Origin of the sequence: Hyphococcus aureus (assembly GCF_042643165.1) — a bacterium.
Lineage (GTDB): Bacteria > Pseudomonadota > Alphaproteobacteria > Caulobacterales > Parvularculaceae > Hyphococcus > Hyphococcus aureus.
This window is the reverse complement of the sequence record NZ_JBHRSH010000001.1, coordinates 2007108-2028900: the sequence shown is the minus strand read 5'-3', so window position 1 is coordinate 2028900 and position 21793 is coordinate 2007108. Positions and strand designations below refer to the sequence as shown.

Sequence of the window (21793 nt, the reverse complement as noted above, 5' to 3'; positions counted from 1 at the left end):
TTTTTTATTGCTGACCGCCGGCGAAACTGACCAGCGCCTTGATGCGTTTTTCTATGGGCGGATGCGTCGCGAAAACGCCCGCGAAGGGTTGGGTGTTTTCCACCATCATCTGCTGCACATCATTGGGCGCTTCGATGCGGCTATGGCCTGAAATCTTTTTCAACGCCGAGATCATGGCGTCGGGATTGCGCGTCAGCTCCGCCGCGCCCGCATCCGCCAGAAATTCGCGTTTGCGCGACAGGGAAAAACGGATCACGAGCGCCAGAAGATAAGCAACGACGATCATGGCAATCGCGATGAGAATCAGCACGCCCCCGCCGCGGCTGTCGCCATTGCGCGAGCGAGTATGGCCGCCAACGCGCACGCCGGACCGGAACATGTTGCGGAACACAAGTTCGCCAAAAAACGAAAAGACGCCGACAAAAATAACGGCGATGATCAGGAGCCGCACATCCTTGTTCATGATATGCGTCAGCTCATGGGCCAGCACCGCTTCGAGCTCGTCCTTGTCCAGCGTCTCAATCAGCCCGCGCGTCACCGTCACCTTATAGCTTTTCTCGGTCAGCCCGCTGGCGAAGGCGTTCAATGCATCGGTTTCAATGATGTTGAGCTGGGGCATGGTGAGCCCGCGCGAGACGCAGAGATTTTCCAGAAGGTTATAAAGCTCCGGCGCTTCCTTTCGCGTGAGACCGCGCGCGCCGACAGACGCTTCAATCATATTCTGATAGGAAAAGAAGGCGATGGCGAACCACAGTCCGGCGCCGAGAATCGCGAAAGGCCAGATGCGTTTCATGTGATCCGCCGCCAGAACCATGCCCTCGCCGACACTGTTGATCGGCTCCACAAGCCCGACATAGCCGACCGACAGGCCATACATCAGCAACAACAGCAGGACGGGAAAGCCGGCCAGCAACACGCCGGATTTCAGATTATTATTCCAGATATGCGTCTGAAGCCCTAACGCGCCCAAGGATCAATCCTCCCCGAACGCAAAACGCGCCGCCGCCGCCGCGTGAAGGCCAGTCGTATCGAACACCGGAATATCACAATGCTCGGCGCCCAGGATCATGCAGAGTTCCGTGCAACCGAGGATGACGCCATCCGCCTTGTGACGGCCGATGATCGCCAGCAACTCATCGCGCGAGGCGTCGCGAATGTCGCCGAGCACCAGTTCGTCGAGGATGACGCGGCCCACCACCGCCTGCTCCTCTTCGCTGGGAATCAACACATCGCCATCATAGCGTTTCGCCAGTTCGTTGCGGTAATGCGCCTCCGCCATGACTACGGGCGTGCCAAGCAACAGAGGACGCTGAGCGCCTTTCGCTTTCATCTCGCCCGCCAGCACATCAAGCATGTGAATGAGCGGAAGGTCGACAGCATCGCGCACGGCGTCTGCGGCGACATGGGTCGTGTTTGAACAAATAATCAGCCCGTCAACACCCGCAGCCTCAAGGTGTTTCGCGCCTTTCACCACTTCGGCGATAAACGCGTCCCAGTTGCGATGATCGTAATGACCAATCATCACGCCGTAATCGAGCGCATAGAGCATCAGGTTCGCCGAATGCAGCGCCCCTAATCTTTCGCGCGCCGCATCGGTCAGCAGACGGTAATAGATCGCCGTCGCTTCCGGACTGACCCCGCCGATGAGGCCAAGAAGTTTCATGGAGCCCCGCCTGCAGGTCGCAACATACCGAGCAATGGCGGCGCGCCTGTCGGCAAGGGCAGCGGCGCAATCGCCTGAAACCCCAGCCGTTCGTAAAGCGGTGTGTTTTTGGGATTGGAATTTTCAAGATAGGCGGGCGCGCCCTCTTCATCGGCGCGCTTCAGTCCTTCGCGGATCAGACGTCCACCGAGACCTTTTCCCTGTCCGTTTTTTGTGACGCCCACCGCGAAAAGATAATAATGCGGCTCGTCCGGATGATGCTTCTCCAGCACCGCCGCCGTCGCCAGCGCGCGACGGATGGAGGAAACGCCGTTGTGAAACAGGGCCGACGCCGCGATGCGCATCTCGTTCACCAATGGCAATTTGATCTCCACGCCCCTGGGCAACCAGAGCGTCGCCGCCCGTTCGCCCGTCAGGTTGTCGTCCGCAACATGGCCGAATCCGTCTTTCAGATATACGCCCCGCGCAAGCTCGTGAAAGACCGTGTGGAATGATTTGGCGCCGCCAAGGGTCCAGTTCATGACCGGATCGTCAGCGAAGGCCTCGGCGAGAATGCCGGCGATCAGACCGGCGTCGCCGCGAGCTGCGGCGCGGATTGCAATCTCTCCGCGCGCGCCGTCCATCCGCTTTAGAACTTCACTTCCGGGGCCGCCTCGATCTGGCCGCGGCTGCCTTCGGGGATCTCGAAATATTCTTTCGGCCCGAAACTGCCCATGGGCGCAACAAGATTGCCGGGGATCTGCTGGATCGCTGTATTGTATTCCTGAACCGCGTTATTGAAGAAGCGGCGCGCGGCGGCGATCTTGTTTTCAACGTCTGACAGTTCGCGCTGGAGCTCCATGAAGTTCGTGTTGGCTTTCAAATCGGGATAGGCCTCAGCGAGCGCAAACAGCTTGCCGAGCGCAGCGCCGAGAACGCCCTCAGCCGCGCCTTGCGCCGCGGGGCCATGGGCCGACTGGGCGGCGTTGCGCGCCTGAATGACAGCGTCCAGCGTTTCCTTTTCGTGGGTCGCATAGCCCTTCACCGTCTCAACCAGATTAGGGATCAGGTCATGGCGCTGGCGCAATTGAACATCCACATCGGCGAAAGCCTGCTCCGTGCGCTGAGAAAGCGCAACAATGCGGTTGTAAATGCCGATGATGAAAACGGCGAGAACGACAATAATGCCGATGAGGATAAGAATGCCGGACATGCGATCTCCTGTTTCGTGAGCGCGGCGCGGCAATGCCGGGCGCAAGCCCCTGTTATATAGGGCGCTTGCCGGTTCCCCGCAATGTTTCAGGCCGCTATTGGGCGGTGATCCCGCCGTCAATTTTGAACTCGGAGGCCGTAATATAACGGGACTCGTCCGAGGCGAGATAGAGAACGCAGTAGCCCACATCCTCGGGCTCGGCGAGGCGCTTCCACGGGATCTGCTGGACCAGGCGTTTTTCGCCCTCATCGCCGCCGCCGCCCAAGGCGATCAACGGATCGATGATCGGCGTTCTGGTGAACACGGGGTGTACGGAATTGCTGCGAATGTCATAGCCCGATCGCGCGCAGTGGAGCGCAATCGATTTCGACATCATCCAAACGGCCGCTTTCGCCGTATTATAGGCGATCATATTGCCGTCCGCGATCATGCCGGCGACGGAAGAAATATTGATGATCGAGCCGGGTTGCGAGTCCTTGAGATAGGGCATCGCAAGCTGCGTTCCGGTGAAAATGGAATCGACGTCGATCGCCTGCGTGCGCCGCCAGTTTTCTTCCGTTTCGGTTTCAATGCTGCCGAAGGTGCCAATGCCGGCATTGTTGATCAGCGTGTCGATGCCACCCATGGCGCCCGCAGCCGCCTCCAGCGCCGTCTTCCAGTGATCGCGGTTCGTCACATCATGATGGGCGGCCGATGCGGCGCCCGGATGCTTTTTGTTGATCTCCGCGGCGGTGGCTTCGGCGCCGTCGCCATTGACGTCGGTGATGAAAACCTTCGCCCCTTCATCGGTGAGCATGCGCGCGAAACAGGCGCCGAGCCCCTGTGCGCCGCCCGTAATGAACGCCTTTTTACCGCTGACCCGTCCCATGAACCGTCTCCTTTTGGTGTTTTGGCGGCAGCTTATCCCAGTTGACGCAGAAACGAAGATGCTTGTGCAGTTGCTGAAAGACCTGAAGGCGGCGTCATGCCGCAAGGCGCCGCGCCCGGGCCGGTATTAGTTTAGAGACCGGAGGTCACGGCAAGCGATGAAGAACATGCGCCGCAAGGGCATTGACTGGCGTCTGACGCGATTTTTGCTCACCCATCTCGCGCTTGGCGCGGTGAGCGGGTGGATTTTCGTCGGCGCGCTTTTCTATTTCAATGTCGGCGGCCTTGGCGATCTGATCGCCGACCCTGCGTCCGGGCCGCTAGCAGCGATCATGCTTCTGATTGTCGTCACCATTACCTGGGGCTCGGCGGCCATGGGCACGGCAGTATTTCTCTTGCCGCGCGAAGAAGATGATGAAGGCAAAGGCGGGCGCGCAATGATGACGCCTGCTCTGCAGCCGGCGCTGGCGAAAGTAAAAGCCCACCGCCGGTAATGTCTTATTTGGCGTGAGACGTCAGAAGATAAAGACCAAGCGCGCCGTAAACGCTGGCGGACAGCGTTTTCATGCGGGCCTGTGCTTTCGGCGATTCAACCAGCTTGCGCCGAAGCGCCCCCGCAGCAAACGCCACAAGAACCAGAACGCATGTGCCGGTAAAGCTGAAGATCGCGCCGAGCGTCATGATCTCCAGCCAGACGGCGCCCGCTTCCGGATTTGCAAAACCCGGCAGAAAAGCGAGAAAAAACAGCCCGACTTTCGGATTGAAAAGATTGGTCAGCGCGCCTGCGCGAAAGGACTGCAACGGGTTCGCCCGTCCTTCGGCGCCGATGGGCGCAGGTTTTTCCATCATCGTGCGAACCGCTAGATAAAGAAGATAAAGCCCGCCAACGATGCGAATGATATTGAGCGCGTGCTCTGACGCGGCGAGCATAGCCGCCAGTCCTACCGCGGTCGCAAGCGTCCAGCCGAGCGCGCCGGCGCCAACGCCAATCGCGGCTGCTATTCCTGCGCGCGCGCCGCCGCGCGCCGCTGACGCAAGGGTGAAGGCCATATCCGGGCCCGGCGTAATATTGAGAAGAAGCGCGCCGCCCAGAAAAAGCAGAAATGGCGCGCCTTCAATCATGACCCACCACTCAACTATTCGGATTTATTCGCCGGTCTGGAGCTGTCTGACAGCCTCTGTCATCATCTCCTCCATATGGCGGCGGATCTGGTGATCGGACTGGTCGACGCCGGCGGCGTCGAAATCCTTGCGGAGCTTGCGGAAGACATCCTCGTCGCCCGCTTCCTCGAAATCGGCCTTGATGACTTCCTTGGCGTAGGCGTCGGCGTCATCGCCGGTTTTACCCATCAGCCCGGCGGCCCAGAGCCCCAGGAGCTTGTTGCGGCGAGCCTCCGCCTTGAAGCGCAGCTCAGCGTCATGAGCGAACTTGTTTTCGAACTTGTCCTTGCGGTCGTCGAAGGTCGTCATCGGGGCAAAACTCCAGAATCTCAGCAATATCGAGCCAGCTGGCTGGCCGGTGACCGCGTCTTTACAGACGACCGGCTTCCGGCGCAACGCGCCTTCGGAAAATGTAAGGCGCCGGGGCTATCAATCAACTGACAAGGAGCGTAAACCCCCCGCTTCTCCCACCGCGCCAGTCGTGCTAGCGAAAAGGGAGGGCTAACCCGCTTGAGTCGCTGGGCGCGCCCTCACCCGCTCTTGCAGCGCTGGAGACCTGGCGCGCAAGGCACTGAAAGGATTACAGAAATGGCCCGCCGCAAGCAGATCTATGAAGGCAAGGCGAAAATCCTGTTCGAGGGCCCGGAACCCGGCACCATCATCCAGTATTTCAAGGATGACGCGACCGCATTCAATAATCAGAAAAAAGCCGTACTTGAGGGCAAGGGCGTTCTCAACAACCGCATTTCCGAGTTTGTCATGATGGGGCTGGAGCGCATCGGCGTCCCCACCCATTTCATCAAGCGCCTCAATATGCGCGAACAGCTTGTTCGCCATGTTGAGATCGTGCCGCTCGAGGTTGTGGTCCGCAATTACGCCGCCGGGTCGATTTCCAAGCGCTTGGGGATCGAGGACGGCGTGGCTCTGCCCCGCTCGGTGATCGAATTCTATTTCAAGAATGACGAGCTCGGCGATCCGCTGGTGTCGGAAGAACACATCACGGCGTTCAACTGGGCCAACCCCCAGGAAATCGACGACATGATGGCGCTGGCCCTGCGCGTGAACGACTATCTGTCAGGTCTTTTCGCCGGAGTCGGCATCAAGCTTGTCGATTTCAAGATCGAGTTTGGCCGCCAATATGAAGGCGATATGATGCGCCTGATCGTCGCCGACGAAATCAGCCCGGATAGCTGCCGCCTGTGGGACATGGAAACCGGCCATATCATGGACAAGGACCGCTTCCGCCAGGATCTCGGCGATGTCACGGATGCGTACCGCGAAGTCGCCCGGCGTCTCGGCGTTCTGCGTGAGGCGGAAAGTTCAGGCCAGAGCGGCCCTGTTCTTGTCAGCGACAACGAGAAATAAACAAAAATTAAGCGGTCGCTAAGATTCTCCGTGCATGGTCCCGGCGCGCGCCAGAAGGTGCCTGTCTTTCCTAACGTCAGGACCTGTGCGGGGTTGAACGGCGTCGACCGTTCAAGAACCTGTCCATCATGGTCAACAAAGAGTTGATTTAATAGATACAATACAAGCGGTTTTCCTAAGCCGCGGGCAAGCTGTGTTCTGATAATGTTACGCGGTTATGCCATACGCAGTGTTCACATATGGATCAGGCAGCGCCGGCTCTTCGCCGGTCTCGGCTCTGCGCCCGACAGCGCCGAACCGACAGCCTGCGAGCGCGCCGAGCAGGGAGGACGACGCCCTTTCGGGCAGCTCCTTACGCAACGCCGACGCCCGCAAGCAGGAAGCCGCCGCTGCATCGACCGCCAACCGGCAAGAAGCGGAGCGCCGCAGCGCCGAGCGCGCCGACGACCGCCAGATTCAAAACCAGCGCTCCGCCGATGAGCGCGCCTCTGCGGCTGACCGCAACGCCGAAAATGTGCGGGTCGCCGGCCAGAAGAACGAAGCGGCGCTCCGCAGCGCCGAAGCAGAGCTTAAGCGCCTGGAAGCGGCCGGAAAATCAGCCCAAAAATCCGACCAGGCTAAAGCGGCCGAGGAAATCGACGTCAATGACGCTGATGTGCCCGCTAGCCGCGAAGTGCGCCCCGAGGATATCAAGAAGCTGGAGCAGATCAGGGCGGAGGCGCTTTATCCGTCACCGCCCACCGCGGAATCGCGTGAAATCGCCCAGCGCGCCCACACACAGATCATCCGGGCCGAGGCCGAGCTCAAAGCCTACGCGCTTGAACAATCCATACAAAAGGCCCGGGAACGCGCAATCGCCCGGTTTGACGCCGATCAGGCCGCCGCCGCCTATCGCCAGCTTGAAGACTATACGGGCGAAGGCTCCCTCCTTTTGAACTAACTCAAGCCTTTCCGAGCTTCAGCCAAGCCCCGCTACATTGCGCCGCCAGACGGCCCGGTGTATCAGCCCCTGACAAGCGACAAGCGGGCACGGCTCATGAAAGCGAAAATCACCATCACTTTGAAAAACGGCGTTCTCGATCCGCAAGGCGCAGCGATTGAAAGCGCGCTCGCCGGTCTCGGCTTTGACGGCGCCCAAGGCGTGCGTCAGGGCAAGGTGATCGAGATGAAACTCGCGGAAACCGATGAGGCGGCGGCGCGCGCCACCGCTGAAGAGATGTGCAAAAAGCTCCTCGCCAATCCAGTGATGGAAAATTATTCGATCGAAATCCTGGCGTAACTTTCGGACGGGGACGTGGTCGCACAACCGCATTACATTCGGGAATATAACCGGCTCCTGCGTAATCTCCGCAAGACCAGCGCCAGTGAAACTGAAACTTTTGAGCGCGCCGTGGGCGGCGGCTTCAAAGCGACCGGCGCGACGCAGGCGAAACTAATCCTGGGACTCGCTCCGCAAGCGCCGTTTCATCTGATTGATGTTGGCTGCGGTTCGGGCCGTCTCGCTTATGCACTGCGCAATGAAGAACGCGTCTCCTATACCGGGTTCGACATTCTTCCCGACCTCATCGGTCATGCTGAAAAAGTCTGCGAAAGACCCGACTGGCGGTTCGACGCAATCTACTCCCTTGCCTTGCCGATAGAGGATGACGCCGGCGACATGATCGTTTTCATGTCGGTGTTCACCCATTTGAAGCCCGATGAAATCAAAACCTATCTCAGCGAGGCGGTGCGGGTGTTGAAACCCGGCGGCCGTATCGTCGCCTCCTATTTTGACGCCGATGATCCTCAGCACGCAAAACTTTTCCCGCCGGCGCCGGTTCAATATCTCGCCCGCATTCTCGGCCGTGATGTGCTCCGGGTGCGCCTGAAGCGCAAAGACCTTGAGACATGGATGCGGGACGCAGGAGTGGTTGTGGAGCAGGCCCTCACGCAGGGACCGCTGACCCAGCACGTCATGATTGCCCGCAAACCCTCCACCGCCGAACAAAACGGACAAGCGCAGCTATGATCGCCCTCGCCGCCCGCCCCGATCCCGTAGACGTCGCGCTTGAACAATCGGCGCTGGTCGTCGTCGACATGCAGAACGCTTTCGCCTCCAAAGGCGGCATGCTTGACCTTGCAGGTCATGACATCTCGGCGGCGGCGTCAGTGGTTGAGGTCAATAAAAAGATCATCGCCGCGGCGCGCGAAGCCGGCGTCCAGATCGTTTATCTGCAGGTTGGATACAAACCCGATCTCAGCGATGCCGGCGGGCCCCTGTCGCCGAACCACCATAAAGAACTTTCCTTGCGCACCATGCGCGCGCGGCCCGAGCTTGACGGCAAACTGCTGATACACGGGACCTGGGACTGGGAGATTGTCGACGCCCTGAAGCCCGAACCCGGCGATATGGTGATCCGGAAATCCCGCTATAGCGGCTTTGCAGGAACGACCCTCAACAATGATCTCCGCGCCAACAATATCCGCTATCTTTTCTTCACGGGAATCGCCACAAATGTTTGTGTGGAAAGCACCGCGCGCGACGCCTATTTCGAAGAATACTGGCCGATCATGGTCGAGGACGCCATGAACCATGCCGGGCCCGATTTTGTGCGCGACGCGACGATGTGGAATTTTGAAAACGTCTTCGGCTGGGTGACCGACTCGGACAATCTGATCGGCGCCTTTAAAAACAGAACCAATCTCTCATGAGGCAGTCATGAAAACCGCAGTCATCGTTTTTCCCGCTTCGAATTGTGACCGCGACATCGCCGTCGCGCTCGAGCAAGCCACGGGTAAAAAACCCGCCATGGTCTGGCATGGCGACACCGATCTGCCGGAGGCGGATTTCTACGCCCTGCCCGGCGGGTTCTCCTATGGTGATTACCTTCGCGCCGGCGCCATGGCGGCGAAATCGCCGATCATGCGCGCCGTGATCGACAAGGCCAAAGCCGGCGCTCCGGTAATCGGCGTTTGCAACGGTTTCCAGATCCTCTGCGAGACCGGCCTCCTGCCCGGGGTGCTGATGCGCAACGCCGGTCTCGACTTCGTCTGCCGCGATGTTGAATTGCGGGTTGAGAACAACCAGTCGATCTTCACACGAGGGTTCGAGAAGGGAAGCTACGTCACCTTCCCCGTCGCCCATCATGACGGCAATTATGTCGCCGACGAGGAAACCCTCAACCGGATCGAAGGCGACGGCCGCGTCGCCTTCCGCTATGTGGACAACCCGAACGGCTCGGCGCGCGATATTGCGGGCCTCATCAATGACGCTGGCAATGTGCTGGGCATGATGCCCCATCCGGAACGGGTGATTTCACCGCTTCTCGGCGGCATCGACGGCGCGACGTTCTTCAAGGGGCTCGTGGAAGCGGTTTCCTAACCGAACACAGCCGGGTGCCGCCCCGCCCAGGGACGCGCTTCCTCCATCTCGAAACCGAGGCCGATCAAAAGATCCTCCCTGCCCTTGGCCGCGCCGAACATGGCGCCGATGGGAAGTCCGTCCGGCGACATCGACAGCGGCAAGGAGATCGCCGGCGCGCCGGAAACATTGTAAAGCGGCGTATACTGAACATAACCGGTCAGCCGTTCGATCAGCGTGTCATAGTCGAGCGCGCCGTCAAAATATCCGATCTCGGGCGGCGGCGTGCGCACCACCGGCGACAGGATGACGTCATAGTTCTGGTGGAACTCCGCCATCAGCGCCTCGACCCCGAACAGGCGCTCAAGTGCGCCCTGGAAATCAGCCTTGTTTTCTTCAAACACATTCGCCAGGCCGAGCGTAAACGGCTCGAAGGCGAGCCCGTTGCGCGGCATTCCGGTCGCCTGCTCCCAACTGGTCATGACCTGGTCGGCGATGGCGGCCCAGTAAAGACTGAAGTCAGCGGAAAAGCCCGCGCCCACGGGAAAAACAGTCTCTTCCACATGATGCCCGAGATCGGCGCATAGCGCGGCGACGCTCTGTGTCGCAGCCATCACGGCGGGATCAGCGACAAAGCCGTCATCCGCCCCTTTCGTTACAACCGCGATGCGCAGGCGCTCTTTCAAGGGCGCAGTCACGAGATCGAGCGGCGCAAGCCCGCTTGTCGACGACGGCAACGCCATCGCCGCCGAGACCGCCGCCGTGTCGCGCATGGTGCGGCTTTCAACGCCGTGCGTCGACAGGGACAGCGGCATATCAGAAGGCTCGCCCCGCGGGGTGCGCCCGCGCGAGACTTTCAGGCCCACAGTTCCGCAACAGGAGGCCGGAATGCGGATCGAGCCGCCGCCGTCTGTTGCGTGAGCGATCGGTACCACGCCGCTCGCGACCAGCGCCGCGGCGCCGCCCGACGACCCGCCGGTTGAATGATCGAGATTCCAGGGATTGCGCGTCTTGCCGGTGGCGATCGATTCCGTCGTCGCGGTCAGGCCGAATTCGGGCGTTGTCGATTTGCCGAGACTGACGACGCCGAGATTTAAAAAGCCGGTGACAAAGGGCAATTGCTCGCCGCCCACATAACCGGGAAAGGCGCGGCTGCCGAAGCCGGAGGGAACGTCGGTGACGTCATAAAGATCCTTGATAAAGGTCGGGACGCCAGCCATGACGCCGCTCACATTCGCAGCGCCTTCACGCGCCGCGTCATAAGTCTCGGTTGCAACCGCGTTGATTTTTTTATTGATGCGTTCGGCCCGCTCAATCGCGCCCCCGACCACTTCCACAGCAGATGTTTCACCGGAGTTGATCCGCGCCGCCGTCTCCACCGCATCAAGCTCGGCGAGATCGTTCGACGCCGCCTGATCGGGGCGCGAGCACGCCCCTGCCGCTGTAAGCAACATGGCGCCGAGGCCGCCCGACTGCATCAAATGTCGCCGCGATAAAGACATGCAAAGCTTCCTTTTATTCACCGGCCGATTCCGGCATCATCGAATGCTGAAAGGGCGCGCGCCCAAAATCAAGATGAAGACGCAGGGATGAAGGGGAACAGGATGAAAAGCCAGGCTTTCGCGTGTGCAGCATTATTGCTCATGACCGCGTGCGAACAAAAAGAACAAGCGGCGGCGCCGGCAGACGCGTCCTATCAGGAAACGCTGATGACGCAGCTTCTCGATGCGAAACCGGGCGACGTGATCGACATTCCAGAAGGCCGCTTTGCCTTCGACCGCTCCTTGAGCCTCACGGTAGACGGCGTCACGATCAAGGGCGCCGGCATGGACAAGACGGTGCTGAGTTTTGCGGGACAAGTCGCCGGCGCCGAGGGCCTTCTCGTCACCGCCAGTGATTTCACCATTGAGGATCTCGCCATTGAAGACACCAAAGGCGATGCGCTGAAAATTTCCGAGGGCGAAAACATCATTATCCGCCGAGTGCGCACGGAATGGACCGGAAAACCGAAAACCGAAAACGGCGCCTATGGGATTTATCCGGTTCAGGTGAAGAACCTGCTGATGGAAGATTCCGTCGCCATCGGCGCGTCCGATGCTGGGCTCTATATTGGCCAGTCGCAAAATGTCGTCATCCGCAACAACCGCGCGGAATATAATGTCGCCGGGATCGAGATCGAAAACACCTTCGACGCTGATGTCTATGGCAATGTCGCCGTCAACAACACCGGCGGCATTCTCGTCTTCAACATGCCGAATTTGAAACAGCCCGGCGCGCGCACGCGTGTTTTCAACAATGAGATTTATGAAAACAACACGAAGAATTTCGGTCTTGAGGGAACGCCGGTCGCCTCCGTGCCCGCGGGGTCCGGCGTCGTCATCAACTCCAATGACCAAGTGGAAATCTTCGACAACGACATCCGCGACAACAAGACGGCGAATGTCATTGTCGCGAGCATTTTTTCATCAGGCATCTCGACCGACGGCGTGCAAGATGATTTCGATCCCTATCCGAACGGGATTTATGTTTACGGCAATCGGTTCGAAGGCGGCGGCGACAACCCCGACGGGCTAGATCTTCAGGCGCTGAAAATCGCCGTCGCGGGCCCCTTGGGCCGCATCCCCGATGTGTTGTGGGACGGCTATGTTGACCCGGCGCTTTCCGGCGCCAGCGACGTGCTGTGCGTGCAGAATGGCGAGGCGAAAGTCCTGAATGTGGACGGCCCCAATGACAATAAGAGCCCAAAAGTGGCGGAAGACGGCGTTCATGACTGCGCGTTTGAAAAGCTTCCTGTCATTACGCTGACAGGACCGCTCGCCGGGTTATAAAGCTCACACGCAAGGCGGGAAAAACACCTCAAAAGTGATGAATATGGGCGGTTTTTTGAGCTTTGGTGAAGAGTTATCCACCACCTTCGCGGCTGGGTTATGATGGTCACGTAGAAATTTCGCATCCCCACGACTTGATCGTGGGGACCAATTTCCTCACTGGACGCCACGGTCAAGCCGTGGCGAGTCGCCCTTGGGAACCGACGATGACGACAGAAAACTCCAAATGGCGCCAGACTCGTCTGCAGGCCAGTAAACAAGCGGGTGAAAAAGAACGCGACGCGATGGGCAAATCGCTGACATTGGTCACTGCGGCGGTATTGTTGTTCCTTTCCGCCTGCTCCCGGGAGCCAACGCCCACGCCCACCTATCACGCAGATGAAAACCCGCAGCATTTGAGCGAGTGGGGCATGATCGCCGCGACGGACGGCGCCTTGCAGTTGAGCAAAGGCGTGACGCCCTACGATCTCGCGACGCCGCTCTTTTCCGATTACGCCTTGAAGCTGCGCACGGTCTGGACGCCGGAAGGAAAGCCAGCGGTCTACAGCGCCGATGAAGCCTTCGACTTTCCTGTGGGCACGGTCATCACCAAGACGTTTTACTATTCAATACCGAAGAACGAATGGACCGGGGATGTTTCCATCGGGCGCGAGCGCAGCGTCAATGAAGGAGTCATGTCGCTGGATCATTTGCGGCTCATTGAAACGCGGGTGCTGGTCCGCCGCGAAACCGGATGGGACGCGCTGCCTTATGTATGGAATGACGACCAGACCGACGCAGTGTTGAAACGCACCGGCGCAGTGGCGCCGCTAACGCTGATCCGCGACACTAATGAAGACGGGGGTCGGATGGAGCCGTTCTCCTATCTCGTGCCGAACGCCAATCAATGCGCCGGGTGCCATGCGACAAACGCGACGACAAAGGCGATCAAGCCCATCGGCCCGAAAGCGCGGCACCTGAATAAACCATCAAGTTTCGCCGAAGGGTTCAACCAGCTCGATCACTGGCTGGCGAAAGGATTGCTAACATTTGCGTCGGAAAATTCTCCTCTCCTTCGAGACGCCCGCCCCCTTCATCCTGAGGAGACCAGCCAGGTTGAAAACCGGCTGGCCGTCTCGAAGGACGAAGGGCGGGCTCCTCAGGATGAAGTGAATTTTCAATTCCCCCGCAATGCAGACTGGACCGATGAAAACGAACCGCTCGACTTAAGGGCGCGCGCCTATCTCGACGCCAATTGCAGCCATTGCCACAACCCCAACGGCCCCGCTGATACGTCCGGACTGAACCTTGAACCTGATGCGGCGGGCCCCGCGCTCGGCCATTGCAAGACGCCGGTCGCCGCCGGCCGCGGCACGGGCGGACGCCCCTATGACATCGTGCCGGGGCGTCCGGATTTATCGATCACAGTGTTCCGCATGGAAACCACCGATCCTGGCGCCATGATGCCGGAGCTTGGCCGCGCCGTGACGCATGAGGAGGGTGTCGAACTTCTCGCTGACTGGATTGCGGCTATGGAAGGTAGATGCGGTTAAATTAAATATGGCCACTGCTCAACTCCTCGATCACTTAGTATTATTCCTATGGCATCTATTTGTTCTGATGCTGGCACGAGTGGCTTTAATTGCTCAGTTTCCCAAATCTTTTCCCGACAATTCCGTATTAAATGAACAATTCCCAACTCTAGCCGCAATCCCAATAGCGCTTACCCAAAACACACTTGTATTTGGCGTTTTCGGACCATTGATAATGAGCGATCAAGATTTCAGCTGGGCTCTTGCCCTCAGAGTGGCAGAATTAAGCTTGCAATACACATTGCTTGCGTCGGTAGTTCTAGCGATATGGCTAAGGCTTCACGGTCGAACCGCTAGGCTCCAACCTAAAACCAAGCTTCAAAAATGAAGCACTTCATGACAAGCCGGTTAACAAACAACTTTAAGCGCCCGCCATCATCTTCCGTACACGTCCCATCGCCATCAACGGGAAATAGTGTCGGTAGAGATTGTAGTTGATCATGAAGGCGCGGGAGAGTTCAGGGCCCTGTTTCAACCGCTCCTGCAATAGCGGATCGTTGAGCTTGATGGTCGCGCCGACGCCGTAACCGGGAAAACCCGTGCCGGTATATTCCGGCTCTTCCCAGGTGCCGTCTTTCTGGCGTTCGATCAGGAATTGAACGCCATCGGCGATGGCGCGCTCGTCTTCCGTGCGGCCCACCGCGGCAAGGCCCATCAACGCCCAGGCGGTTTGCGAGGCGGTCGATTTACCCCGGCCCATCTGTTTCGGGTCCATATAGGAGGCGCAGCTTTCACCCCAGCCGCCATCTTCGTTCTGATGCAGGATCAGCCAGTCCGACGCCTTGCGAATGTAAGCTTGCGTCATGTCCTCGCCGATGGCTTCGAGCGCCGGCAGCACCGCGCCGGTGCCATAAACATAATTGACGCCCCAGCGGCCGAACCAGGCGCCGTCCGCTTCCTGCTCGGCTTTTATGTAATCGAGCGCACGCACCATGGATGGATGGTTCTTGCCAATGCCGAGCTTGCCGAAGGCTTCGATAATATGGGCGGTCACATCCACCGATGGCGGGTCGAGCGCTTCGCCGAAATCGCAGAACGGAATTTTGGTCAGGATCTTTTTATCATTGTCCTTGTCGAAGGCGCCCCAGCCGCCATTCTTGCACTGCATGCCGATGAGCCAGTTGAGGCCCTTTTCGATGGCGGTCTCAACACCCTTCCCTTTCCATTTCGGATCATTGCGGAAAGGCGCCAGCGCGATCAGCGCCACGGCGGTGTCGTCCGTATCGGGATAAAAATAGTTTTTATATTCGAACGCCCAGCCGCCGGGTTCGAGCTTCGGACATTTGACGCTCCAGTCCCCGGGACGCAGCACCTGCTGAGCCAACAGCCAGTCTATCGCTTTTTCGACTTCCTTTTCCTGACGCTGATTCAAGTCGCAATCTTCGAAAGCGAGCAGTGTCAGCACCGTATCCCAGACCGGGCTCGTCGACGCCTGAATCCATGTCGCCTCACCCACATCGACGCGCCAGCGCGGATCGTCAAGCGCGGCGAGCCCTTTGGCGACGACCGCATGGTCATGCGCATAGCCTTCATTATAAAGCGCCATCAGCGAATAGATCCATGGCGGCTGGATGCCGCCCCAGACGCCGTCAGCGTCCTGATGCTTGATGATCCATTCGAGGGAACGGGAAAGCGCGCCCCTGCGCATCAGCCCGACCCCCGCCGTTGCGCCAAAGCTTTGCAGGCCGTGGAGGATTTTATCCGCGGTCAAAAAGAACGCGTCGAGAAACCCGGCGCCCGGCTTATCGGGATAGGCGTAATTATATGTGTCCCGGCCGTCGGGAAACAGTTCATCGAGCCTGCGGGACGCGGGCAAAGGCCGCGACGGACGGCGCGCCGACAAGACCGCAATCGGCATCAGGGTCGCGCGCGCCCATTGCGCAAAATTATAGATCGAGAAGACGAACCAGTTCGGGAAGAAGATGACTTCCGGCGGCAGATTTGGCGTTTTTTCCCACGGCCATTCGCCAATCAGCGCCAGCCAATAGCGGGTGAAGACGCGAATATTTTTAAGCCCGCCTTTGGACATAATCCATTCGCGCGCCTTGACCATATGCGGCGCATCCTTGCGGTCGCCCATGGAACGCAGCGCCGCATAGGCCTCCACCGTCGTATTGATGTCGCCGGCCGGGGCCCCGTAATAGATCTGCCAGGCGCCGTCTTCGCGCTGGGTTTCGCGCAAAGATTGCGCAAGGCGCGGGCGCAAATGATGGTTTTCAAGCCCCATGAACCAGAAGGCGAGAATCCACTGCGCCTCCATGCAGGCGTTGGATTCCAGCCGGCCGACCCAATAGCCCTCCGGCTTTTGCCGAGCGCTGAGCCAGTCCGCCGCCGCCTCTATGGACGCAGCCAATTGCCGGTCAAAATTCGAACGCCGCCCGGCGCCCGCTTCTTTCTCGTCGAACATGCATAACCCTTTGACGCTCAAGCGCTTAGGCAAAGGGTTCTTAGCGCGTGGCGCGCAGACGCGCCAGACCTTGACGGGCGAGCGCTTCACCCGTCGCCCGCCGCTTTCCGGGCCTCTTGCATTCATAAATATATCACTTATGTAAAGTGATAACTATGGATAAAGCAATGACAAAACCTGTGGCCATCAAGGAACTGAAGGAAAACGCTGACGAGATTTCAGCGCTCCTCAAAACCATGTCGCATTCCAACCGTTTGCTGATCGCCTGCGCCCTCACCGCGGGCGAAAAAAGCGTCAGTGAGATTGAGGCGGAGATCAAGGTTCCACAGCCGCATCTTTCCCGCGACCTTGGCCGGTTGCGCGACGCGGGGCTGGTAAAAGCGAGACGCGTTTCAAAAAACGTATTTTACTCGCTTAGCGATGAACGGCTGACCAACCTGGTTGAAGCGCTTTGCAAGACCTTCGGTCCAAAATCACATTCACCCCGGAAAGGAGACCGGTCATGACGCCTGTCGTCAAAACTTTTTTCGATGAAGCCACCTTCACCGCCAGCCATGTGGTGATCGATCCTTCCACCAAAAAATGCGCCCTTATCGATTCCGTGCTCGATTACGATCCAGCATCAGGCCGGACAACCACAAAATCCGCTGACGAGATTATTGCTTATGTTAAAGACAATGATCTTACCGTCGAGTGGATTTTGGAAACCCATGTCCACGCTGATCATTTAACCGCTGCGCCCTATCTAAAAGAACAACTCGGCGGCAAGACAGCGATCGGCGACAAGATCGATGTGGTCCAGAGCACTTTTGCAAAGGTTTTCAACGCTGAAAATGCTTTCAAACGCGACGGCAGTCAGTTCGACAAGCTCTTCGCAGACGGTGAGAGTTTCAACGTCGGTGAAATTGGCGCCCATGTCATTCACACGCCGGGACACACGCCCGCCTGTTCAACCATTATTATCGGCGATGCAGGTTTTGTTGGCGACACGCTATTTATGCCGGATTACGGAACAGCGCGCTGTGACTTTCCGGGCGGCGATGCAAAGACGCTTTTCCGCTCCATTCAGAAAATCTTCGCTCTTCCGCCTGAGACGCGCCTGTTTATGTGTCACGACTATAAGGCGCCCGGCCGTGATGAATTTATTTGGGAGACAACGGTCGCAGAAGAGCGTGAGAAGAACATCCATGTTCACGACGGGATCACAGAAGCCGGGTTCGTCAAGATGCGCGAAGCGCGCGACAGGACTCTATCCATGCCGCGGCTGATCCTTCCCTCAGTGCAGGTGAATATGCGCGCCGGGGAAATGCCGCCAGCTGAAGAGAATGGCGTCTCCTATCTGAAAATACCGGTGAATGCACTTTAGCTTTACGCGAAGCCTCAGAACCGCGTAAATGGCGCTATGACAAATGAAAACTTTTTTGCGGCGCTTCGTGGCGCCTATGCGGAATGCGCCGAGCGCACCTTTTTAAACCTGCCTGGGAAACGCAAGATTTCCTATTTGGAAATGGACGCCCTTTCCGCGAAATATGCAGGCGCATTGCGTCAGCTTGGCGCCGAACCGGGAGACCGGATTGTCGTACAGGTCGATAAGTCTCCTGAAAACGTCGCGCTCTATCTCGGCGCGATGCGCGCTGGTCTCGTCTATGTGCCTTTGAATTCGGCCTATACCGCCGCAGAGGTCGACTACTTCCTCGACGACGCGGCGCCAAAAGTTTTCATCTGTTCGCCCGAAAAACTCGCCGAGTTAACGCCCGTCGCGCAAGGCCAAAATGTCACTCACGTCTTGACGCTTGGGTCAAATGGCGAAGGCACGATCCTTGATGCAGCATCGAAAGCCGCTGCCTTTGATAGTATCGTTACACGAAGCAAGGATGGCCTTGCTGTTATTCTTTATACATCAGGCACAACAGGCCGATCCAAGGGCGCCATGCTCACCCATGAGAACTTGTCTTCGAACGCCAAAACATTGAGCGCGCTATGGGGTTTTTCGCCAGACGATGTTTTGCTCCACGCCCTTCCTATCTTTCATATTCACGGGCTTTTTGTAGCGTTGCACACCGCGATGTTGAACGCATGTGAAATAATGTTTCTTCCAAAACTCGACATTGCGGAACTGCGCCGTCTGCTTCCAACAGCAAGCATCTTGATGGGAGTGCCTACTTTTTACACACGCCTCCTTGCTGAAAAGGATTTCGGGAAAGCGGACTGCGTTAACATGCGCCTTTTCATTTCCGGCTCAGCGCCGCTCACCATTGAGACCTTCAACGCTTTTGAGGCGCGCACCGGTCATAGAATTCTGGAGCGATATGGTATGTCTGAGGCGGGTATGATCGCCTCCAACCCGCTTCAGGGCGCGAGGATTGCCGGCACAGTGGGGTTCGCGTTGCCGGGCGTAGCTTTGCGCGTCGCCGGCGATAAAGGAGCGCCTGGAGAAATCGAAGTAAATGGTCCGAATATCTGCGTGGGGTATTGGAAAAAACCGGACAAGACGGAAGAAGCTTTCACAGAAGACGGCTGGTTCCGCACCGGCGATGTTGGAACGCTGGATAATGAAGGCAGGCTTACGCTTGTTGGGCGTGACAAGGATCTCATCATTGCTGGAGGTTTTAATATTTATCCTATCGAGATCGAGCAAATCCTTGACGCTATTCCGGGTATTGTGGAAAGCGCCGTAATCGGCGTTCCGCATCCTGACATGGGCGAAGGCGTGGCTGCAGTCATTGTCGCCGACGGCGATGGTCCAGATGATGCGGCGTTAGCCGAAGCCTTAACGCCGCTGGCGAAATTCAAACGCCCCCGCAAGTTTTTTCGAGTTGACGCTCTTCCCCGCAATACAATGGGCAAAGTGCAAAAACAGGCGCTGCGTGAACAGTATAAGGACGCCTTCACTGCGCCATGCTGATTTCCTACTATACGGAGACGCCCTTGACGGGTTTGTGGAAATAATGGAACCGCATTTCCGGTTTTTTGGATATTCCACCGACATTGACCGCGCGTTCGAACCACCGTCAGCGCCGCCATCGCCGGAGATCATGAGCGGCGCGCAATGGGGCGGTGATAAATCTTGATGTCACTGCCGTGGTACTCAGTCGTCGTCACAAATGAGAACCCGCATTTTTCCGCGATGCGGATCGACGGTGTATTGTTGATGCCGATGATGCAGCTCATCCGCTCCGCAGATAATACTTTATCGCCCCATTGAATGGCGCCAAGCGCCGCTTCGCTGGCGTAGCCCTTGCCCTGATAATCCGGTGAAATCGCCCATCCGATTTCAGGCATGCCCGTGAGCGGCGGCGTCAGCTCTCGCTGAAAGTCTGCAAATCCCACCTGCCCCACAAAGGCGCCGCTCTCGCGCTCGAACACATGCCAGTAGCCGTAACCGCATACCGGCCAGAGGCCTGCGTTGCGCAGCAAGCGCCGCCACGACTCTTCAGGGGGCAGCGGCTCTCCGCTGATTTCTTTCGTCACTTCATGGCGCGCCCACATGGCGGCGAAGGCTGCAAAGTCCTCTTTTCGGGGACCCTGAAGGCGCAAGCGCGCGGTTTCGATTACCGGAACGGCGTCGGCGTTCACTCAGTGCGCGCCTTCATTTCTGCGATGTAATCATCGATCCGCTCGCGGAGAATATCGAGCGGCAGGCCGCCGCCGGTGAGCACTGCGTCGTGGAATTCGCGGATATCGAACGCATCACCAAGTTCACGCTCCGCTTTCCGGCGAAGCTCCCATAAAGTCAGCTCACCCATTTTGTAGGCAAGCGCCTGCCCAGGCCAGGCGATATAGCGGTCGACCTCGGTCTGAACATTATGGAGCGACAACGCCGTATTGTCCGCCAGGTAATCAAGCGCCTGTTGGCGGGTCCAGCTCTTGGAATGAATACCTGTGTCGATCACAAGACGGCAGGCGCGCCACATCTCCATAGAGAGCCGGCCAAAATCATCATAAGGCGTTTCATATACGCCCATTTCAACACCGAGCTTTTCTGAATAGAGCCCCCAACCTTCGCCGAAGGCGTGGGGATAGAAATCCTTACGGAACTCCGGCGCGTTTTCGATTTCCAGCGCGAGGGCGCTTTGCAAATGATGACCTGGCACCGCTTCATGCAGCGTGAGCGCCGTCATCTCGTAGTAAGGCCGCTTGTCGAGAGCGTAAGTGTTGACCCAATATTGGCCGCCCCTTGTGCCGCCCAATGGCGCACCCACATAGCGCCCGGTCGTGTAATTCGGCGCGATCTCAGCTGGCACCGGTTCGACTGAATAAGGCTGTCGGGGCAACTTTCCAAAATAGGCGGGAAGCCGGCCATCAATATCTTTTGCAATCCACGCCGCGCGCTCTAACAAGTCTTCCGGGGTTGTTGGGTAGAATTGCTCATCCGTGCGAAGAAACTCGATAAAGTCTTGAAAATTGCCTTTGAAGCCGGTCTTCGCCATGACGCCGGCCATTTCTTTGCGGATGCGCGCGACCTCTTTCAATCCAAGCGCGTGGATGCTTTCCGGCGTTACCGTATCAAGGGTGGTGTAATAGCGCACGAGCGTACGGTAATATTCGCGCCCATTCGGTAAGTCATATGCGCCAAGCGTTTCACGCGCGCCCGGCACATATTCATCATTCATGAAATCGAGCAACCGCTGGAAGGCCGGAATGACATCCGTTTCCAGAACCTCACGCGCTTCCTGACGCAACGCGGCCTGCCGGCGGTAGGGAATAGATTCCGGCATCTTTACAAATGGCTTGTAGTAAGGATGCGCCGCAGCGTTGTCTTTTATCTGCGCTTCGAAAGACGGCAGGATGTAAGGCAGTATTTCCTTGGGCTGCGTAAAACCGTCCGCCAGCCCCTGACGCATGTTCTCCACATGCTGATCGAGGAAACCGGGAAGCCCCTTTAACCGTTCAAGATAGTTTTCAAAATCTTGTTCTGTGCGAAAACTGGTCGCACCGACCACATAACCGAAATTGGTGTGAAAACCGGTGTCGGCGAGAAACGGAATGCGCCAACGGTCAAACTCGCTGAGCGCCAGATTATGCGTCAGGATGAATTCGAGAAGCTCCGCACTGAGCTTGTCGTCATCGTCAAGTTCAGCGCGGTCAATCGCTTCGAGACGATCGTAGAAACTTTGCGCCTCCGCCTTGCGGCGCGCATGATCTTCAGGCGCCACGCCGGGCATTTTGTCATCATACCCCGATACGCCTGAGCCGGTGGCGCTGAACGGACTTTCCTCCATTTCATTCGCCCAATACTCGTCGAACAGCGCATGGAGATCGTCCGCTGGAGCCGCCTGTGCAGATCCCACCGCCAGGGCGCCCGCCACGACCACAAAAACCATTAAAAACCGCTTCACCATAACCCGCTCCCTCACCGGCTAGCGCTCCGTGCATCCCAGCGCTTTTCTATCACGCAT

At 58.2% G+C, this 21793-nt stretch carries 23 protein-coding genes; 12 read left to right on the top strand and 11 right to left on the bottom strand.

The features are described 5' to 3' along the window. Window positions 1–4: 4 nt before the first annotated feature. The 5 genes from ACFOOP_RS10025 to ACFOOP_RS10005 form a co-directional block, all read right to left on the bottom strand. Window positions 5–970 (bottom strand): M48 family metallopeptidase, encoded by a 966-nt coding sequence (locus ACFOOP_RS10025; protein ID WP_379880808.1) that lies wholly within the window; start codon window positions 968–970, stop codon window positions 5–7. 3 nt (window positions 971–973) lie between these two features. After that, the gene (locus tag ACFOOP_RS10020; RefSeq protein ID WP_379880807.1) at window positions 974–1663 is read right to left on the bottom strand and encodes an aspartate/glutamate racemase family protein; all 690 of its coding nucleotides are present in this window, start codon (window positions 1661–1663) and stop codon (window positions 974–976) included. Beyond that, window positions 1660–2286 (bottom strand): GNAT family N-acetyltransferase, encoded by a 627-nt coding sequence (locus tag ACFOOP_RS10015; protein ID WP_379880806.1) that lies wholly within the window; start codon window positions 2284–2286, stop codon window positions 1660–1662. Before ACFOOP_RS10015 ends, ACFOOP_RS10020 begins: the two co-directional genes overlap by 4 nt. 5 nt (window positions 2287–2291) lie before the next feature. Then, window positions 2292–2855, bottom strand: a complete 564-nt coding sequence (locus tag ACFOOP_RS10010; protein WP_379880805.1) for a LemA family protein — start codon at window positions 2853–2855, stop codon at window positions 2292–2294. Between the two features lie 94 nt (window positions 2856–2949). Further along, window positions 2950–3723 (bottom strand): SDR family oxidoreductase, encoded by a 774-nt coding sequence (locus tag ACFOOP_RS10005; RefSeq protein WP_379880804.1) that lies wholly within the window; start codon window positions 3721–3723, stop codon window positions 2950–2952. A gap of 157 nt (window positions 3724–3880) precedes the next feature. Between ACFOOP_RS10005 and ACFOOP_RS10000 the strand changes: the two genes are divergently transcribed. Then, window positions 3881–4216 (top strand): hypothetical protein, encoded by a 336-nt coding sequence (locus ACFOOP_RS10000; protein ID WP_379880803.1) that lies wholly within the window; start codon window positions 3881–3883, stop codon window positions 4214–4216. Between the two features lie 4 nt (window positions 4217–4220). Here ACFOOP_RS10000 and ACFOOP_RS09995 read toward each other — a convergent pair whose 3' ends face one another. Beyond that, the gene (locus ACFOOP_RS09995) at window positions 4221–4844 is read right to left on the bottom strand and encodes a LysE family translocator (RefSeq protein ID WP_379880802.1); all 624 of its coding nucleotides are present in this window, start codon (window positions 4842–4844) and stop codon (window positions 4221–4223) included. A 24-nt stretch (window positions 4845–4868) separates the two neighbouring features. Further along, on the bottom strand, window positions 4869–5192 hold the full coding sequence (locus ACFOOP_RS09990; RefSeq protein WP_379880801.1) for a DUF1476 domain-containing protein: 324 nt from the start codon (window positions 5190–5192) through the stop codon (window positions 4869–4871). A gap of 279 nt (window positions 5193–5471) precedes the next feature. On the opposite strand from ACFOOP_RS09990, the gene purC reads away from it, so the two are divergent. From purC to purQ, 6 genes are all read left to right on the top strand, one after another. Further along, window positions 5472–6248 carry a phosphoribosylaminoimidazolesuccinocarboxamide synthase gene (gene purC, locus ACFOOP_RS09985; RefSeq protein WP_379880800.1) on the top strand — a complete coding sequence of 259 codons (777 nt, stop codon included), beginning with the start codon at window positions 5472–5474 and terminating at the stop codon, window positions 6246–6248. A 217-nt stretch (window positions 6249–6465) separates the two neighbouring features. Continuing rightward, entirely contained in the window at window positions 6466–7188 is a 723-nt protein-coding gene (locus ACFOOP_RS09980) for a hypothetical protein (protein ID WP_379880798.1), read from the top strand. Between the two features lie 96 nt (window positions 7189–7284). Then, window positions 7285–7527 (top strand): phosphoribosylformylglycinamidine synthase subunit PurS, encoded by a 243-nt coding sequence (gene purS / locus ACFOOP_RS09975; RefSeq protein ID WP_379880797.1) that lies wholly within the window; start codon window positions 7285–7287, stop codon window positions 7525–7527. Window positions 7528–7542: 15 nt separating this feature from the next. Beyond that, complete coding sequence (locus tag ACFOOP_RS09970; RefSeq protein ID WP_379880796.1) at window positions 7543–8256, top strand: class I SAM-dependent methyltransferase; 714 nt, start codon at window positions 7543–7545, stop codon at window positions 8254–8256. Continuing rightward, entirely contained in the window at window positions 8253–8939 is a 687-nt protein-coding gene (locus ACFOOP_RS09965; RefSeq protein WP_379880795.1) for a cysteine hydrolase family protein, read from the top strand. The genes ACFOOP_RS09970 and ACFOOP_RS09965 overlap by 4 nt, the downstream gene beginning before the upstream one ends. A 7-nt stretch (window positions 8940–8946) precedes the next feature. Further along, window positions 8947–9609, top strand: coding sequence for a phosphoribosylformylglycinamidine synthase subunit PurQ (gene purQ, locus ACFOOP_RS09960; protein WP_379880794.1), 663 nt, complete (start codon window positions 8947–8949; stop codon window positions 9607–9609). Here the strand turns inward: purQ and ACFOOP_RS09955 are convergent. Next, window positions 9606–11090: an amidase gene (locus tag ACFOOP_RS09955; protein WP_379880793.1), complete on the bottom strand. Its 1485-nt coding sequence runs from the start codon at window positions 11088–11090 to the stop codon at window positions 9606–9608. The genes purQ and ACFOOP_RS09955 overlap by 4 nt on opposite strands. A gap of 102 nt (window positions 11091–11192) precedes the next feature. On the opposite strand from ACFOOP_RS09955, the gene ACFOOP_RS09950 reads away from it, so the two are divergent. Both ACFOOP_RS09950 and ACFOOP_RS09945 read left to right on the top strand, forming a co-directional pair. Next, a complete protein-coding gene (locus ACFOOP_RS09950) occupies window positions 11193–12416 on the top strand; it encodes a parallel beta-helix domain-containing protein (RefSeq protein WP_379880791.1) in 1224 nt (407 codons plus the stop codon). Between the two features lie 206 nt (window positions 12417–12622). Next, window positions 12623–13948, top strand: coding sequence for a hypothetical protein (locus ACFOOP_RS09945; RefSeq protein WP_379880790.1), 1326 nt, complete (start codon window positions 12623–12625; stop codon window positions 13946–13948). A gap of 400 nt (window positions 13949–14348) precedes the next feature. Here ACFOOP_RS09945 and shc read toward each other — a convergent pair whose 3' ends face one another. Beyond that, window positions 14349–16394 carry a squalene--hopene cyclase gene (gene shc / locus ACFOOP_RS09940; protein ID WP_379880789.1) on the bottom strand — a complete coding sequence of 682 codons (2046 nt, stop codon included), beginning with the start codon at window positions 16392–16394 and terminating at the stop codon, window positions 14349–14351. Between the two features lie 167 nt (window positions 16395–16561). Between shc and ACFOOP_RS09935 the strand changes: the two genes are divergently transcribed. Genes ACFOOP_RS09935 through ACFOOP_RS09925 form a run of 3 tightly spaced genes read left to right on the top strand, consistent with a single transcriptional unit; the run spans window position 16562 to window position 19299 of the window. Further along, on the top strand, window positions 16562–16900 hold the full coding sequence (locus tag ACFOOP_RS09935; RefSeq protein WP_379880788.1) for an ArsR/SmtB family transcription factor: 339 nt from the start codon (window positions 16562–16564) through the stop codon (window positions 16898–16900). Next, a complete protein-coding gene (locus ACFOOP_RS09930; protein WP_379880787.1) occupies window positions 16897–17760 on the top strand; it encodes an MBL fold metallo-hydrolase in 864 nt (287 codons plus the stop codon). The genes ACFOOP_RS09935 and ACFOOP_RS09930 overlap by 4 nt, the downstream gene beginning before the upstream one ends. 36 nt (window positions 17761–17796) lie before the next feature. Then, window positions 17797–19299, top strand: a complete 1503-nt coding sequence (locus tag ACFOOP_RS09925; RefSeq protein ID WP_379880786.1) for an AMP-binding protein — start codon at window positions 17797–17799, stop codon at window positions 19297–19299. A gap of 128 nt (window positions 19300–19427) precedes the next feature. Here the strand turns inward: ACFOOP_RS09925 and ACFOOP_RS09920 are convergent, their stop codons facing one another. Both ACFOOP_RS09920 and ACFOOP_RS09915 read right to left on the bottom strand, forming a co-directional pair. Next, a complete protein-coding gene (locus ACFOOP_RS09920) occupies window positions 19428–19970 on the bottom strand; it encodes a GNAT family N-acetyltransferase (RefSeq protein ID WP_379880785.1) in 543 nt (180 codons plus the stop codon). Then, complete coding sequence (locus tag ACFOOP_RS09915; RefSeq protein ID WP_379880784.1) at window positions 19967–21736, bottom strand: DUF885 domain-containing protein; 1770 nt, start codon at window positions 21734–21736, stop codon at window positions 19967–19969. The genes ACFOOP_RS09920 and ACFOOP_RS09915 overlap by 4 nt, the downstream gene beginning before the upstream one ends. Between the last annotated feature and the right edge of the window lie 57 nt (window positions 21737–21793).